We start from the raw sequence: 13,776 nt of genomic DNA, 5'->3' as shown, positions 1-13,776 counted from the left end.
GGATAATTATTTATAAAGTCTATATTGGAAAAATGGAATAGGTTTTTATTGACTCTGCTGAGTGAGCGAAATTACGCCTATCAACACAAGTCATCTCCCCAATTAGATAATAATTGCCGCCAGTGTATTCTTTGAATTCTCTAAAAAACTGCTTAGAAACTGTAAAATAAGTTCCGAGAGAGTTACCTACACCTGCGTGATAAACTGGATACCACTGGTTGACCCAGTACCTCCAAGAACCATTATGTATACTACCGCCGAAATACTCTATGCTATAATCGTTTTGCGTAACGGAGTTAAAAGGTAAATCTCCTACAGAGTAGGTCGGTCGAAAATAACCTCTGATTAACCAGTCAATTTCCCATCTCCCAAAGGAGGAAGGCCAGCTCTTTTTTGCTAAAGGGAAAATCCCTTGTTCAGAATTCCGCATATAATCAATTGACTCAAAAATTGCCTTAGGATCTTCAATTTCAGAGTTTTGAAGTTTAACTAAAATAACCTTTAGATCAAGGCATATACCGGAGTGATTTCTTAGTACGGGGCCGTTGGCATAGAGTAATATTTCATCAGCAGAAGCGGCAAAATTTGCTAAATATTGTTCAAGCTCTTTTTGATCAGGCAAATGGTCGTTTTTTTCTAATTCTTCTATTACGGGCCAATTGTATGGTGAGTCAGAAGGACAGAGATTTACAGCAGTAGAACCGAATGGTAAAACCTCTTGGGCATGTGCCAAACAAAGCTCGGCAGGTAAGGAAAGCTTTTGCATAGCATACGCTAATGTTCTGACAAAAGCAGATAAAATGGATGATTCTGCTCGCCATGAAAAACTACATAAAATCTTGTCTTGAGGGTAAAATTGTTCACTTGCAAAGTTGTGAGGTCTAAAAATATAACAAGCATGCGCGTTGTGGATTTGCTCCCATTCAAGGAAAAAATGCCTTAACAGTTGGACTTGGTATTCATCTTCGAGCTCATCGATAATGCCTATAAACCTCAATGCAAGGCCATTAGCATATTTATTATATTTGTTCTTATTCGGTTCTAATTCATCTGAAAATTCAGAGTAGAGAGCCGAAAAATCATTCCTTCTTTCAGTGGATAAATCCAGAAAATATAGAATTTCATCAGATATAAGAGAAGGGTGATGAATGCATTTAGTTATTTCTTCTTTAGTAAATGAGCGATCGTCAATAAGCAATAAAACGGATAGATAATCAATGACATCAACCTCGTACGGTTGTTTTTCCAGAAACCTCAAATACAAGGAACGAAATTCGATACTGGAGTCGTCTTGTAATAAAGTTGCTATTTGCTTCGCTGTTAGGAGCTTAGCGTATCTGTCGGGCCATTTAAAATGTAATAGAATTAGATGAAATGGAATGTTTTCGAATGATACAGGATCATCATACCAGTATAGTTTGGTCAAAGGAAGATGTGCAATATCTCCCTCAAGGCTAGTGACCATGATTTCAGTAATTTCGATTGCCAGATCGACCTGCCCGGCCGAGGCCAAATAAGTAACAAGATGAGTGGAAGGAACTACTATATTCTCATCTCTCTGTTGGCTGGCAGAGTCTGGTGCCATCGTATCACGAAGAAGGTTTTCCCATTGCTTGCTGTAAGTATTTCCATATTCCTTTAAGGCTTCTTTTGACCCTGATGAATAATAACGACTCCAGCAGTTATTTAATTTTATATTTCTAACAGCCCATTTATAAGCTGCTTTCCTGCCTTCGGTTTTTTTGCTCAACAAGAAAATATGGTGTAAGCATCGATTCAGTTCATAGTCTGATTTACTTTGATTGTAATAGTCGCTGAAAGAAGTGATAATCGTGCGGGCGTGGCCTTTATCAACCCAATAACCGATCCAGTCCGAAATAAATCCTTCGCGTATCTGGTATGAAACTAAATGTAAGGCTGCAATAAAATCATTAAGATTAGCAGGTTGTATAGTGGATACATCAGGACAATCTGTAACGACATCTTCGTTAGTGGAGGAATACTCTCTTGGTTGTGGGGGCATACCTCCAAGAACTTTGCACTGCTCTTCGTAAATACCTTTCAGAACATCATTGTCTTTGCTTCTTTCATCTAATGCAGTCATTGCATCAACTGTTGTCATGCACTTAAGAAAAGAGTGCTCCTGCTGCGTAGTAAGTGGAAATGACTTTACGAAATTTTCAAAAATAAGATGTGTTCTATGCCAATTCTCTTCTGATAGATGATAGTCAAATTCGTCGACAAGGCGTTCTGGGTTGTGTTTTGCCAATAATTTTATGAACAGGGCAGGAATATGTCGAATTTCTCGTTCTGAAAAATCAAATACATCAGTTGTAAACGTTGCTACGCGTTTTAGCCAATCAGAAACTTGAGGGTGGTTGGAATCAGAGCATTCTTGTAACGCTTCAAAAACCTCATGTAAAGTAATGTCCTTTCTATGACCATATCCGATTATATTGAATGCGGCGCGCTCAAGAAACACTCTTGCTTCATTATGCAGGCCTAAATTGGTTGCCAATTTTGCCAGGTCAAGACTATCGTTGGCCAGCGTAGCAGTATCATCTCTGCGTAGTATTTCAGAATCAAAAAACTTTTTAAACTCCCGAACAATATAATCTTTAGGGAAATTGAAAATTGCATTTTTAGAGGAAATGTCAAAAAAAATTCTAGAATCCCACCAATCGCTCATCGATAGTGTATCAAACTGATTTATGTCAATATTTGAAAACGCTTTTGTTGAGTTGCATAAGATATTTAGGTGAATGGCAATCTTTATTAAAGATCTTCGAATGTTGAATAACATAGCATCGATTTGATAACCCATCAATAATTTATCTGGTTGTTCTAATAAGTCAAATGATTCAAACAAATTAAATATTTCAAAATTGCGACCTTCTTTTATATTTTTTGCGATTTTTGAGGCGGCATCTTGGAATGTCACCCAAGCATTATTGAGGAACCCCTGAATATCTGTCGGTGCGGTTAACTCTGGAGTATTAAATTCAGTTGGTTTTACTAAGTTTATTATAAGTTTTCTGAAAAAGTGCTCATAAAAAGGAAGGTGACGTGTATGTTCGTACTCAACAGGACACTCAATTTCCTTAAGTTGGCCTATTTTTATGTCGTTTCCAGCTAAAAACTGATAAAGCAGATATATGCTTGAATCAGTGCTATCAAATAAGGAGCTTTCCTCATTGAGAGTTATGCCTTCGATGCTTGCAGCCAAAACGACCTCGTCGCAGATTGCTGAAGCAATATCATCCGGAACACCAAATAGAGATAAACCAACCAGTAAGTGTCTATGGCCATTCTGAATGAGTAATTCGACAATTCGAGTGAAAGATGAAGCCTTGTCAATAAGTGTTTCATAGAAAGCATTTATAGCGGCTAAGTCGGGATTACTATAGCTGGTTAGCGTATGAAGATAATCATCTACAAGGCTGTTCAATGTTTGATAATGACTAGAGTCATCTAGCCTAGCATAAAAGTGTATTCGACGAGAGATTTCATTGGTGCAAGCATCTACTATTCTTTCATCTCTTCCTTGAAAATGCTTAGCAATAATAACAATTTCTTTGTCTGGGATAATTCTTAGATTGTCTGCTCGCCAAAGCAGACCAAAATTATCCTGCGATATGCTTAATGAGCAATCCAGAAAATCGCTAAAATTCTGTATTTGAAACTCGGGACCATTTAATAGCCTTGTTTTCAAAATTCGCAGTCTCAACAACTCAGGGTATATGTTTTGATCAAATGCGATACGTTCTGCAACACTGAATATGTGTTCTATATGCTCTAGAGGATAACCATTGCAGAGAGATTGAACAAGCCAATTCCTATCTACACCTTGAAATAGAGGGGTGATATTCCCGAGGTTAGCTTCAATGATCCATTCCCAACCCCACCGCCAATACCCTGGAGCATGTGTATTGATCCAAATTTTAGAAATTCTATTTAACCTATCTCTTGATTGAACAAAAGAGTCTTTGCGTCTTAGGTATACGAAGAGGCTGCTATGGAAAGGATATAATCCACTTAGTCTTTGTTCAATAAGATGTTGAATTTCTGAAAAGCTGGTTTGGAAAGTTAGACTATCTTCAAAACAGTAATTGATGTGTGTTTTATCCGGCCATGAAAAATCTGCATTTGCTATAAGCAGAAGAATTTCTTTTGCTCCTTCAGATAGTGATACCCATAGATTTTCGTAATATTCATGAATATCGCCATCAGGACAAGTGGGTAGTCGTTCCACATCATATTTACTGATATTTTTAACTGATAACTGCAGACTGTTTAAAGAGTAAATAATATGAAGAGGATATCCATGTGAAATGTCGAGTAGAGCCTGTGAAATTTCTACTATTTCACTTTGTTTATGATCTTTGTTGCCTGCTGTTTTTATTTCATTGTTCGATACTATAAAGTCGAGTCTTGACTTTATAGTATCAAGCCCCATAGATGGAATATCTATCCAGGCATGTTCTCTTGGAGCTGAACGTAATAGGGAATTGGGAAGATGCTCGTCGCTTATTGGCTGCGTTCCGAATAGCAAACAAACTTTTCCTTTAAATGGGGTAATCCGATTAACTAAATGTTCGAGCTGGCTAATATCCGATCTTTCACGATAAACATGATCTAATCCATCAATAATTATAACTAGAGTTTTGCCATTTTCTGCAGCTTTAACTACCGCCTTGCTTATCCAAGCCTCTAGATGTTGAGAGTCAAGTTTATCACTATCGAAGTCACTGGGATAAAGTGTTCTAATCTGGCTTTGTAGTGAATGAGCTGCATTATTAAAAGCAATTCTGTCGCCAATAAACTGTGGGGATAAGTAATAATGATGTCGGATAACAGGCGTTTTCGATTCTATTAGCTGGTCAGTTAAAAAGGATAGAAAAGTACTTTTCCCCATTCCGGGCAATCCAGATATAACATAGCAGCCAGGGTTAGCTATAACGTTAAGAATTTCATTATGAAATTCATCTGTTGGTGGTTTGTAGCCGCCAGGAATTTCAAAAAACTGAGAAATAGTTTTCTTGGAATAGAGCGATAAAATTTCATGTATATGCTTAAGGTAGATTTTGCCATCTGGAGCCGGTTCTCCTTTTCGTGAAGACCAGCGCTCAACGGTTTTTAATAACTGAAGCCAACTTTCTTCATTTGCGTGGTCTGGTACAAGTGAGTCACGTAGGTGCAACTCTAAATCATCAATTTCCTTTTGGCTATGTTCGAAAATAATAATTTCGAAAAAAGCCATGAACTTCTCTTCACTACCAAGCTGAGCTACTATTTTTGATTTGACGTCTTCCGGAACGAGAGAGCAATCAATTTTTTTATCTATTAGGCAGTTTGATAAGACTTGGTCAGGTATTCTATTTGTAATAAGCTTAGCAATCGCTATTGTGCTGGAAGAACCGAACTTCTCTATATCTGCTGACCATTTTTCGATAAGGGATGTACCCTTACCCTTCTTCTTGAGTAGCCAATCGAAATCTAAATGTAAATCGTCACGTTCAGAATCGATTGTAAATTTGACCTGATAGAGCTCATATTCTCCACTGGCTGTAAAGCAAATAACATCATCAAGGCTCTTAACATGATCAAGCCCTTGATTGCCTTCTATGCTTATCCACTGGTACTTCTCTGGATCGTGAAACCAATTGATCAATGTACGAATACACATAAGGTCTTGGTATGTGTATCCAACACGTGTTAATTGTGAGGGTTTAATTTTTGACGGTATCATCAAAATAACAATCCATATTTTACGATCTCAAATTATATAAAACTACTACTGAAGTACTTACTTTTCAATCAATATTATCGAATACGTAAAGGCGCAAGAGACAAAATCTATATCTAAGTCCGCAGAGCTTGCTCTGTGGACATTGCTGACACCATTCAGAGTGAATCAATTGGTAGCAGCTCTGCACTGTTACTTCTATAACCTCTGATATAAATCAATATTTAGTCAGTCCGAGGTGGTCCCGCAGATGAGTTCCTTCATATTCGGTACGAAAGATGCCTCGTCGTTGCAGTTCCGGCACTAAAAGTTGGGTTAATGCCTCTACCCCTGTTGGGAAATGAGTGGGTACGGCAAGGAATCCATCACAGGCATCGGCATCAAGCCAGGCTTGCATCTGATCGGCAACCGTGGCCGGGGAACCGATGGCTTTCAGATAACTGCCTTCCGCGAAGTAGCGGGCAGTTTCAAGGATGGAGAGATTTTTATCACGGGAAATGGCCATAATTGCGTCCCGGTGCGATTTCCCCGCGTTTGATTCAGGCAGTTCTGGTACAAGATCATTAAGGTCAAACTGGCGAAAATCGACCCCACCTGCCAATGGTTTTAGATTACTTAGGGCAATGTCATCTGGAATCAGGGCTAACATTTGGTCGGCCAGTTCTCTGGCCTTCTGGTCAGTTTCGGCAATGATGGGAGTAAGCCCCACCATGATTTTGATTGAATCAGGTGAGCGTCCGAATGCCTGAGCACGCCGACGAATGTCATCACGAAATGCGCGCCCGCCTTCGATGGTGGATTGCAGTGTAAAGACCACATCAGCTGTTCGTGCCGCCAGCGCCCGACCGGGCTCTGATGCACCTGCCTGAAAAATAACAGGTCTGCCTTGTGGGCTGCGCCCCATCGGAAGTGGACCACGAACCTTAAAATGCGTCCCCTGATGCTGAAGAAAATGCATCTTATCAACATCGAAGTAAACACCGCTCTGCTTATCGCGCGTGATAGCATCCTCATCCCATGATTCCCAGAGGCCGTTAACAACGTCGACGAACTCTTCCGCCCTTCCATAACGGTCTGCGTGACCCACATGGGCATCCAGGCCATAGTTTTGCGCTTCATCCTCGTTAAAGGAAGTGACTAAATTCCAACCCGCGCGCCCCTTGCTAATAAAATCGAGCGTTGAGAACCGACGCGCAATGTTGAACGGTTCGTTAAATGTCGTCGTGGCTGTGGCAGCCAGACCCAATCGTGAGGTATGGGCTGCAAGAAGCGGTAGCACCATCGTAGGGTCAAAGTGGATTGAACGGGGGTTAGCCGCACCGTATTTGTCACCCGCCAGGATGTCATTACTGCGACGCACGGCGGCCTGGTCTTCGAAAAAAATGGCATCCAGTTTGGCGGCTTCTGCAAGCTGTGCGGCGTGCACCAGATGGTCTATGTCCAGATCTATCTCTGGAATGGCGTCCGGCAATCTCCAGGCTCCGAGGTGATATCCCGGGAAGAGAAACAAGGCTAAATGAAGCTTTTTTTGTGTCATAACGTCACCTTTTATTTTTACTGTGCCAAAGCGCGATCTCATCGCCTGGATGATTAGCCTGTGCATTGCCATGACAGTATGGGTAATTTAAGGTGTACTAATCCATCTGCATAAATGCACGACCCTGTTGCATAAAACTGTACAGGATCGCCATGAGTCCATTTTCCCGCTTTGCAGCCTACTTTATGGAGGTTGCGCGCCATGGAAGTCTTCGAAAAACAGCGGAAAGGCTGCACGTTTCCGCTTCAGCCATTAATCGGCAGATCCTCCAGGCGGAAGAAAATCTGGGTATACCTTTGTTTGAGCGACTGCCGGGGGGCATGCGTATAACAGCGGCAGGTAAACTTCTCTACACCGACCTACTCCGCGGGCACGTGAATTCAACCTGACAAAATAACGATTTGATGAGATTAAGGGGCTGAAGCGTGGAACAGTCAGTATCGGGCGGGTTCAGGCTTTGACGGAGGGCCAACTCTGTGACGAGATTTCTGCCATTGCTCAAGAGCAAAGCTGGCTGGATCTCCAGCTAAATGTTGAAAGCAGCGCGGTAGTCACACAGCAGGTGCGGAATTCCGAAATTGATTTTGGACTGATTCTCGACCCGGAAAGCGTTATCGGACTTGAAGTGTTCGCCTTCGCAGAGATCGAGATGGGTATCGTTCTGTCGCCTCAGCACAGGTTTAAGGATAATGTGGCGCTTTCCCTGTCTGACCTGAATGAAGAAAAGCATATTTTTCCAGGTAAATCACTGGTGGTTCACGAACGTGTCCGATCAATTTATGCCCATGCACGTCAGCTGCCCGAAACAGCAATCTCCTGCAATGATATCCGCCTGATTAAAGCGCTCATTGCGGGGGGGGCCGGCGTGAGTGTGCTGTGCTGGCTCGACGTCATGGAAGATGTCAAAGCGGGACGTTTACATTTTGTTCCTCTAAAGAACAGGCCGCTGCGTCCGCTGATTCTAGGACTGTGCATTAACTCTACAAGACAGCTGTCCCGGGCTGCTCATCACGTGATGAAACGCCTGTCTGTTGTCATTGAGGCCTTATGACTTGTTCCCCGTGGACTTCGCCTCGTCGACGTTGCGAACATCGCGATTTTTAGCCCTGGCTGGACATCATTTAGCTAGCCTGATAACAAACGAACCATCTTCTTTTTTGATTTTGGCTCCTCGTTCTGCCCAGCGATCCGCAAGTTCAAAAAACTCATCGGCACTGATATTAAAATTCAGCACCACCTCCCTGAATTCACCACTTTTCAACAACTCGTTCGCTTTTTTAAAGGACTTTGCAGTTGCGCTTTTCATGGATTTTATTCTCCGAAGTTTGAGTGGGCGATTTTTGTTCAGTGCAGGATATCTCTGGTTGGTTCTTTAGTCGCAAAAAAATGCGCCACCGGGCGCATTTTCATCCTTAGGATGACCCGCTACAGAGCCCCCTTCCCCTGAGAGTGAGCATTCCATTCTTTAATTTCGCAGACGACCTGATTATGTTAATAAACATATGCCGCATGTAACGGGCTCTGCATTAACACCCCAAAACGAGGTTAAGGATGATTTCACTGGGTTTTGTGTCAAAGAAAATGCTGACTAGTTGGGGTGACGTTCCGCCCTACCTGCCTGATTTCCAGTTCCACGAAAAACACAGTGCGGTAATCCAAACCACCAGCCCGGAAAAGATCATGCCGCTTATCAAGGCCTTCGATCTTGAGCAGGATGCGGTGATCCGGGCATTGATGTCGATTCGACAGTTGCCGCGTAAACTGCAAAGAAAGGCCCCTGTATCCCAGGATGATCAATTCGGTCTGCAAACCTTCACGCTTCTTCACGCCTCTGCTTTAGAACTATGCTATGGCTTAAGAGGCGAGTTTTGGCGTGCCGACTTTGGCCTGGAAAAGATTTCAGACGCTGAAGAGTATCAGCAGCCCGCGCGGCCGGGTGCTGCAAAGTTGTTGCTGCGCTTTCAAGTTAATATCATTAATGACAGCCAGTCCGAACTTATTACGGAAACGTTCATCCACTGCCCCGACAAAGCCTCTCATTTTAAGATGGCAGCTTATTGGCTGGCGATCAGAGCGGGAAGTGGGTTGATTCGACGCAGAACGTTGAGCGCCGTTAAGCGGGAGTTAGAAAAATATTCAGATAAGGAAACGAGATGATTTCGCAAGAGAATGCTGAGCATTATGTCTGGGGTGATAACTGCGACGGTTGGTATTTAGTCAATCGTCAGGACATGTTGATTATTCATGAGAAAATGCCTCCTGGCACCTGTGAAACACGTCACTTTCACTCCGTATCCAGACAATTCTTTTTCGTTCTGCAGGGCGTCCTGACGATGGAACTGGAAGGTGAGAAACACGACATCATGGCCCAGCAGGGACTGGAAATCGCCCCAGGTGCAAAGCATCAGGCCAGGAACGATAGTGAATCTCCAGTGGAATTTCTTGTTATCTCCCATCCAACGCCACGAGGGGATCGTACTGATCTTTCAGCATGCTGAGTTTCAACGATAATGAACCCTCAACCCCAATGAAGGCAGGCCATGAATCACGAAAAAGAAGCTGACCATATTATTGACCTGTATCGGGAAGGTGCCGAAGTCTGGGATAACCATCGCATTAAGCACTTTATCGAGCAGCACTGGTTGGCGCGTTTTCTGGATCTGATTCCCGCTGGCGGTGAGATCCTGGATGTGGGCTGCGGCGCGGGTATTCCTATTGCGCAGCACTTTTTGCAGCAGCAATTCAAGGTCACGGGGGTGGATGCTTCCGAGCCGATGATTGCCCGCTGTCGGGAAAGGTTCCCACAGGCGCAATGGCATATTGCCGACATGCGCACGCTGGCACTCGCGAAGGCTTTCAACGGCATCATCGCATGGGACAGCTTCTTCCACCTGACGCGCGATCATCAACGCGCGATGTTTCCACGTTTTGCTCAGCATGCCCAGAACGGCGCGGCATTGATGTTCACCAGCGGGCACGGCGACGGCGAAGCAATGGGCACTTTCCTTGAACGCCCGCTCTATCATGCCAGTCTGGATCACGATGAATTCCGCCAACTGCTGTCGGATAACAGTTTCAGCGTGGTTAATCAGGTCACCGAAGATGCCACCTGCGGTGGCAGGACGGTGTGGCTGGCTCAGAAAAACAAAACTGCTTAAAGCGCAAAATCGACGTGCTGGCCGCCAGGCATATTTACGCCAATCGTTAATTGCCCGCCCAGCGCCTCAACATAACGCTTTAAGGTGGCAATTTTCAGGTCTTCGCCACGCGCTTCAATTGCTGCAACCGACGGTTGAGCGATTCTCATCACCGCCCCTCAATCATCCCCCACATCCCTCCAAACACCCCGCTCAGACTTTTGTTTCCCACTTCCGAAAGGTGGTTATCGTCGCGATACAGCGGCACATTCTCCCTGGCTCCGCAGCAGTAACGGCTGTCACACAATCCCTGCGTGGCATCCAGCAAGGTGATGTTAGGTGAGAGCGCCACGATCTTGTTGAGCATTGCCAGCGCGTCCTGATGACGTAATTGATACTCAGCGCGAGATTGCTGAATGGTCAGCACTTTGCCGCGCATCGCATCGCGTGACATGCGATAAATCACGTCATAACCGAATTCCGGCACCGGCGTCATGATAAAGACGCGATGATGGCTGGCGAGCTGTTTCACTGCGGCGCCAAAATGCTGTTGGTAGGCGGCAACAGAACTGCCGTCCTGCCTGAAGCTATAGGTCGGTGCGCTGCTGCCGCTGCCATATTCGCCGTGCAGATAAAACGACATGCGATTGATGATCAATACCGATGCGTTGGGGTATTTGCGTTCAATATCAGCCATTGCCGCTTTTACAAAGCCACCGCAATCAGGGCTGGCGCTGCGTTGAATATCCGGCACTGAAGGACAGCCAGACTGTGCGATGAACACCACGCCATCCTGCGTTCCCGCGCTGGCCACAATCGAGGACAACATGGCGGCGGCGTGGCTATCACCCAGCACCACCAGATTCACCCTTCTGGCATCGCCAAATACGCACTGTGGTGATGTGATGCCGCTAAGTACAAAGCAATTTTTAGCCATCGCAAAGCGTTGCTGTGAATAGTGATCGATTGAGGCCACCACGGCGGGCGCGCGCGAAGGGATTCCCGCCCTCGCAACGATCGTCACACCGAACAACATCACCACAGCAGCCTGTCCCAGCGCGATAAAGGTTTTCCGGCTGAACCAGCTTTGCCTGTTCTCAACCCAGACGTAAGAAGCCCAACCGGCAGCCAGTGACAGTAGGATCAGTAATACCTGGCTGACGAACGTGACCGGCCAGTCCGCCAGATGCCAGAACACCCACAAGGGCCAATGCCATAAATAGATCGAATAAGACGTTTTACCGATGTGCTGCATCACGCGATGATTTAACCACCGACTGTTCTGTACCCCCGCATGAAGGATCAGCGCGGTGAACATCACCGGTATCAACGTCATGATGCCGGGCCACGCGATATTCTCATCAAATATCAGCGCACACAAAATCAGCGCCAGAATACTCAGTGGTGGAACCCAGCCCTGCCCGCTCAGTCGTGTTTTAGGTGCCAGATAAACTAATCCGCCAACCAGCATTTCCCACGCGCGGGTGGGCAACAAATAATAGGTGGCGGTGAGATGATAATCAGCAGCAACCATCGCCAGCACCAGGCCAAACGACAACAGCGCCGCTATGCTCATCACCCAGGCAAATTGCTGGCGCAGGAAACGCGCGGTGAACATCAACGCCAAAGGTAATAACAAATAAAACTGCCACTCAACGCTTAACGACCAGGTATGCAGCAGCCATTTATATACCGATCCGGTATCAAAATAACCGCCCTGTTTGAAATAGACCACATTGTATATAAAGCTGAGGCTGGAGACCGCATGCTCCGCCATGCGTTGATACTCGTCTGGCGGCATCAGGAAATAACCCATCAACATTAATATTGCGCACAGCACCATTAATGGCGGGATAATTCGCCTGCAGCGCGCGGCATAGAAAGCCATCAGTGAAAATTTCTGATGATTAAGTCGCGAGAGAATAATTCCCGTCATTAAATAACCAGAAATAACAAAGAACACATCCACACCGAGGAATCCTCCGCTCACCAGGGGAAAACCAAAGTGGTAGAGGATGACTAACATAACCGCATAGGCACGCAGCCCGTTTATGTCAGAGCGGAAATTCATTGGGATGATCCCTGAAAGAGGTTTTCAGGATAATGTAAAGATTGTGGTAAGGCGCGGCAATCGATGAAAGGTCTGTCATTTCATCGCCATCATACGAGAAATGGAACTGTGCACCCGATGATTTATCTCAAGGTGATCGAATGACACCTCGAATTATCATCAGGTTGTCAGAGGTAAAAAGAGGAACACCTTAACGAACTGATTATTGACTTAAATGAAATGAGTTCTGGATATTCAGAATAGTGGCACACTCTCATCAGCCGATATTAACGTTCCAGCATAGTGAATTGTTAAGGTTTATCTGGTGCTAATACCGAAATCGCCCCCTCAATTAAACGATAGTGCGCAGGCGTGCGGCCAATAATTTCCCCATCAGCATTAATGTCATGCGTACGCCGGGTGTGCAGGCTAAATTGAGTGCCGCTCAGCGTACGCACGCTGCCCCAGCGACCATGCGTGCCACGGCGCAAGGAAGGAAAAAGCGCCAGAATTTGCCACCAGTGACGCACTTCCAGGCTATAAGCATCCAGACGACCATCATCGGGTGCAGCATCCTTGTCTATCGTCATCCCACCGCCGTAAAAGCGGCCGTTGCCCACCGAAAATTGCACCGTTTTAATTGCTTCCTGCTGGCCATCATAATGCAGCATGGCGCTGAACGGGCGGCTTTGCCGCAGCAGACGTAATGCGGCCAGCGCATAACCCGCTGTGCCCCACTTTTTCTTGGCTGCTGCGGTGAGATTGCGTGCCAGACTGGCAGAGAAGCCTACGCTGGACACGTTCAAAAACAGATGGCCGTTGACTTCACCCAGATCGATACGCCGCGTGTGCCCTGTGACGATGATGTTGATTGCTGCATCCACATTAAAAGGAATGCCTAATGTACGGGCAAAGTCATTCGCCGTGCCGAGCGGTAAAATGCCCAGCGGCAAGCGGGATTGCATCAGCCCTGGTGCCGCCGCATTCAGCGTGCCATCGCCGCCGCCGACAATCACCACATCCACCTGATGCTGATGCGCCAGAATCAATTCACTGTAACTGCGTTCATCATCTTCGTGCGGGGTAATCAGGGAATAGCCTGCTGCCGATAATTGCTGATGTGCCAGATCCGCCCACTGCGCACCGCGACGTGCCCGACGATTGACCAGCAGTAGCGCGCGCCGCTGCTCAGGTTGAGCACCAGAATGGGTCATTGCGATATTTCCCTGAAATTAAATGCATCAGGCCAAAGTAAACAGAGATAACGCAACTGGCAATCTTCCTTAGATATCTTTACACCCATAAT

General features: G+C 45.4%; 8 protein-coding genes and 2 pseudogenes. 4 read left to right on the top strand and 6 right to left on the bottom strand.

The window, feature by feature from the left end; genetic code table 11:
- Positions 1-19: 19 nt before the first annotated feature.
- Positions 20-5,749 (bottom strand): ATP-binding protein, encoded by a 5,730-nt coding sequence (locus CRO33_RS16245; protein WP_097118829.1) that lies wholly within the window; start codon positions 5,747-5,749, stop codon positions 20-22.
- Positions 5,750-5,963: 214 nt separating this feature from the next.
- Positions 5,964-7,283, bottom strand: coding sequence for an LLM class flavin-dependent oxidoreductase (locus CRO33_RS16240; RefSeq protein ID WP_097118901.1), 1,320 nt, complete (start codon positions 7,281-7,283; stop codon positions 5,964-5,966).
- Positions 7,284-7,435: 152 nt separating this feature from the next.
- On the opposite strand from CRO33_RS16240, the pseudogene CRO33_RS16235 reads away from it, so the two are divergent.
- A pseudogene (locus tag CRO33_RS16235) lies at positions 7,436-8,334 on the top strand (LysR family transcriptional regulator).
- Positions 8,335-8,400: 66 nt separating this feature from the next.
- Here CRO33_RS16235 and CRO33_RS16230 read toward each other — a convergent pair.
- Entirely contained in the window at positions 8,401-8,589 is a 189-nt protein-coding gene (locus CRO33_RS16230; RefSeq protein ID WP_097118828.1) for a hypothetical protein, read from the bottom strand.
- Positions 8,590-8,834: 245 nt separating this feature from the next.
- On the opposite strand from CRO33_RS16230, the gene CRO33_RS16225 reads away from it, so the two are divergent.
- The 3 genes from CRO33_RS16225 to CRO33_RS16215 are packed head-to-tail and all read left to right on the top strand — an operon-like array spanning position 8,835 to position 10,441.
- Entirely contained in the window at positions 8,835-9,440 is a 606-nt protein-coding gene (locus tag CRO33_RS16225) for a hypothetical protein (protein ID WP_176505784.1), read from the top strand.
- Positions 9,437-9,781: a cupin domain-containing protein gene (locus CRO33_RS16220; protein WP_097118827.1), complete on the top strand. Its 345-nt coding sequence runs from the start codon at positions 9,437-9,439 to the stop codon at positions 9,779-9,781. The genes CRO33_RS16225 and CRO33_RS16220 overlap by 4 nt, the downstream gene beginning before the upstream one ends.
- Positions 9,782-9,823: 42 nt before the next feature.
- Entirely contained in the window at positions 9,824-10,441 is a 618-nt protein-coding gene (locus tag CRO33_RS16215) for a class I SAM-dependent DNA methyltransferase (RefSeq protein WP_097118826.1), read from the top strand.
- On the opposite strand, the pseudogene CRO33_RS16210 reads toward CRO33_RS16215, so the two are convergent.
- From CRO33_RS16210 to CRO33_RS16200, 3 genes and pseudogenes are all read right to left on the bottom strand, one after another.
- Positions 10,438-10,590, bottom strand: a pseudogene (locus CRO33_RS16210) (transcriptional regulator); the annotation flags it as partial. The gene CRO33_RS16215 and the pseudogene CRO33_RS16210 overlap by 4 nt on opposite strands.
- Positions 10,590-12,491 (bottom strand): acyltransferase family protein, encoded by a 1,902-nt coding sequence (locus CRO33_RS16205; protein ID WP_097118825.1) that lies wholly within the window; start codon positions 12,489-12,491, stop codon positions 10,590-10,592. The pseudogene CRO33_RS16210 and the gene CRO33_RS16205, both read right to left, overlap by 1 nt.
- 290 nt (positions 12,492-12,781) lie before the next feature.
- Positions 12,782-13,684 carry a lipid kinase gene (locus CRO33_RS16200; RefSeq protein ID WP_097118824.1) on the bottom strand — a complete coding sequence of 301 codons (903 nt, stop codon included), beginning with the start codon at positions 13,682-13,684 and terminating at the stop codon, positions 12,782-12,784.
- Between the last annotated feature and the right edge of the window lie 92 nt (positions 13,685-13,776).

The organism is Pantoea sp. GL120224-02 (genome assembly GCF_900215395.1).
In the GTDB taxonomy this organism is placed as follows: Bacteria; Pseudomonadota; Gammaproteobacteria; order Enterobacterales; family Enterobacteriaceae; genus Pantoea; species Pantoea communis.
This window is presented reverse-complemented; position numbering and strand designations above follow the sequence as displayed.

Bases quoted from the DNA above. Each gene is read 5' to 3' on its own strand.
- CRO33_RS16200 (WP_097118824.1), bottom strand. From the start codon at position 13,684: ATGACCCATTCTGGTGCTCAACCTGAGCAGCGGCGCGCGCTACTGCTG.
- CRO33_RS16205 (WP_097118825.1), bottom strand. From the start codon at position 12,491: ATGAATTTCCGCTCTGACATAAACGGGCTGCGTGCCTATGCGGTTATG.
- CRO33_RS16245 (WP_097118829.1), bottom strand. From the start codon at position 5,749: ATGATACCGTCAAAAATTAAACCCTCACAATTAACACGTGTTGGATAC.
- CRO33_RS16225 (WP_176505784.1), top strand. From the start codon at position 8,835: ATGATTTCACTGGGTTTTGTGTCAAAGAAAATGCTGACTAGTTGGGGT.
- CRO33_RS16220 (WP_097118827.1), top strand. From the start codon at position 9,437: ATGATTTCGCAAGAGAATGCTGAGCATTATGTCTGGGGTGATAACTGC.
- CRO33_RS16215 (WP_097118826.1), top strand. From the start codon at position 9,824: ATGAATCACGAAAAAGAAGCTGACCATATTATTGACCTGTATCGGGAA.
- CRO33_RS16240 (WP_097118901.1), bottom strand. From the start codon at position 7,283: ATGACACAAAAAAAGCTTCATTTAGCCTTGTTTCTCTTCCCGGGATAT.
- CRO33_RS16230 (WP_097118828.1), bottom strand. From the start codon at position 8,589: ATGAAAAGCGCAACTGCAAAGTCCTTTAAAAAAGCGAACGAGTTGTTG.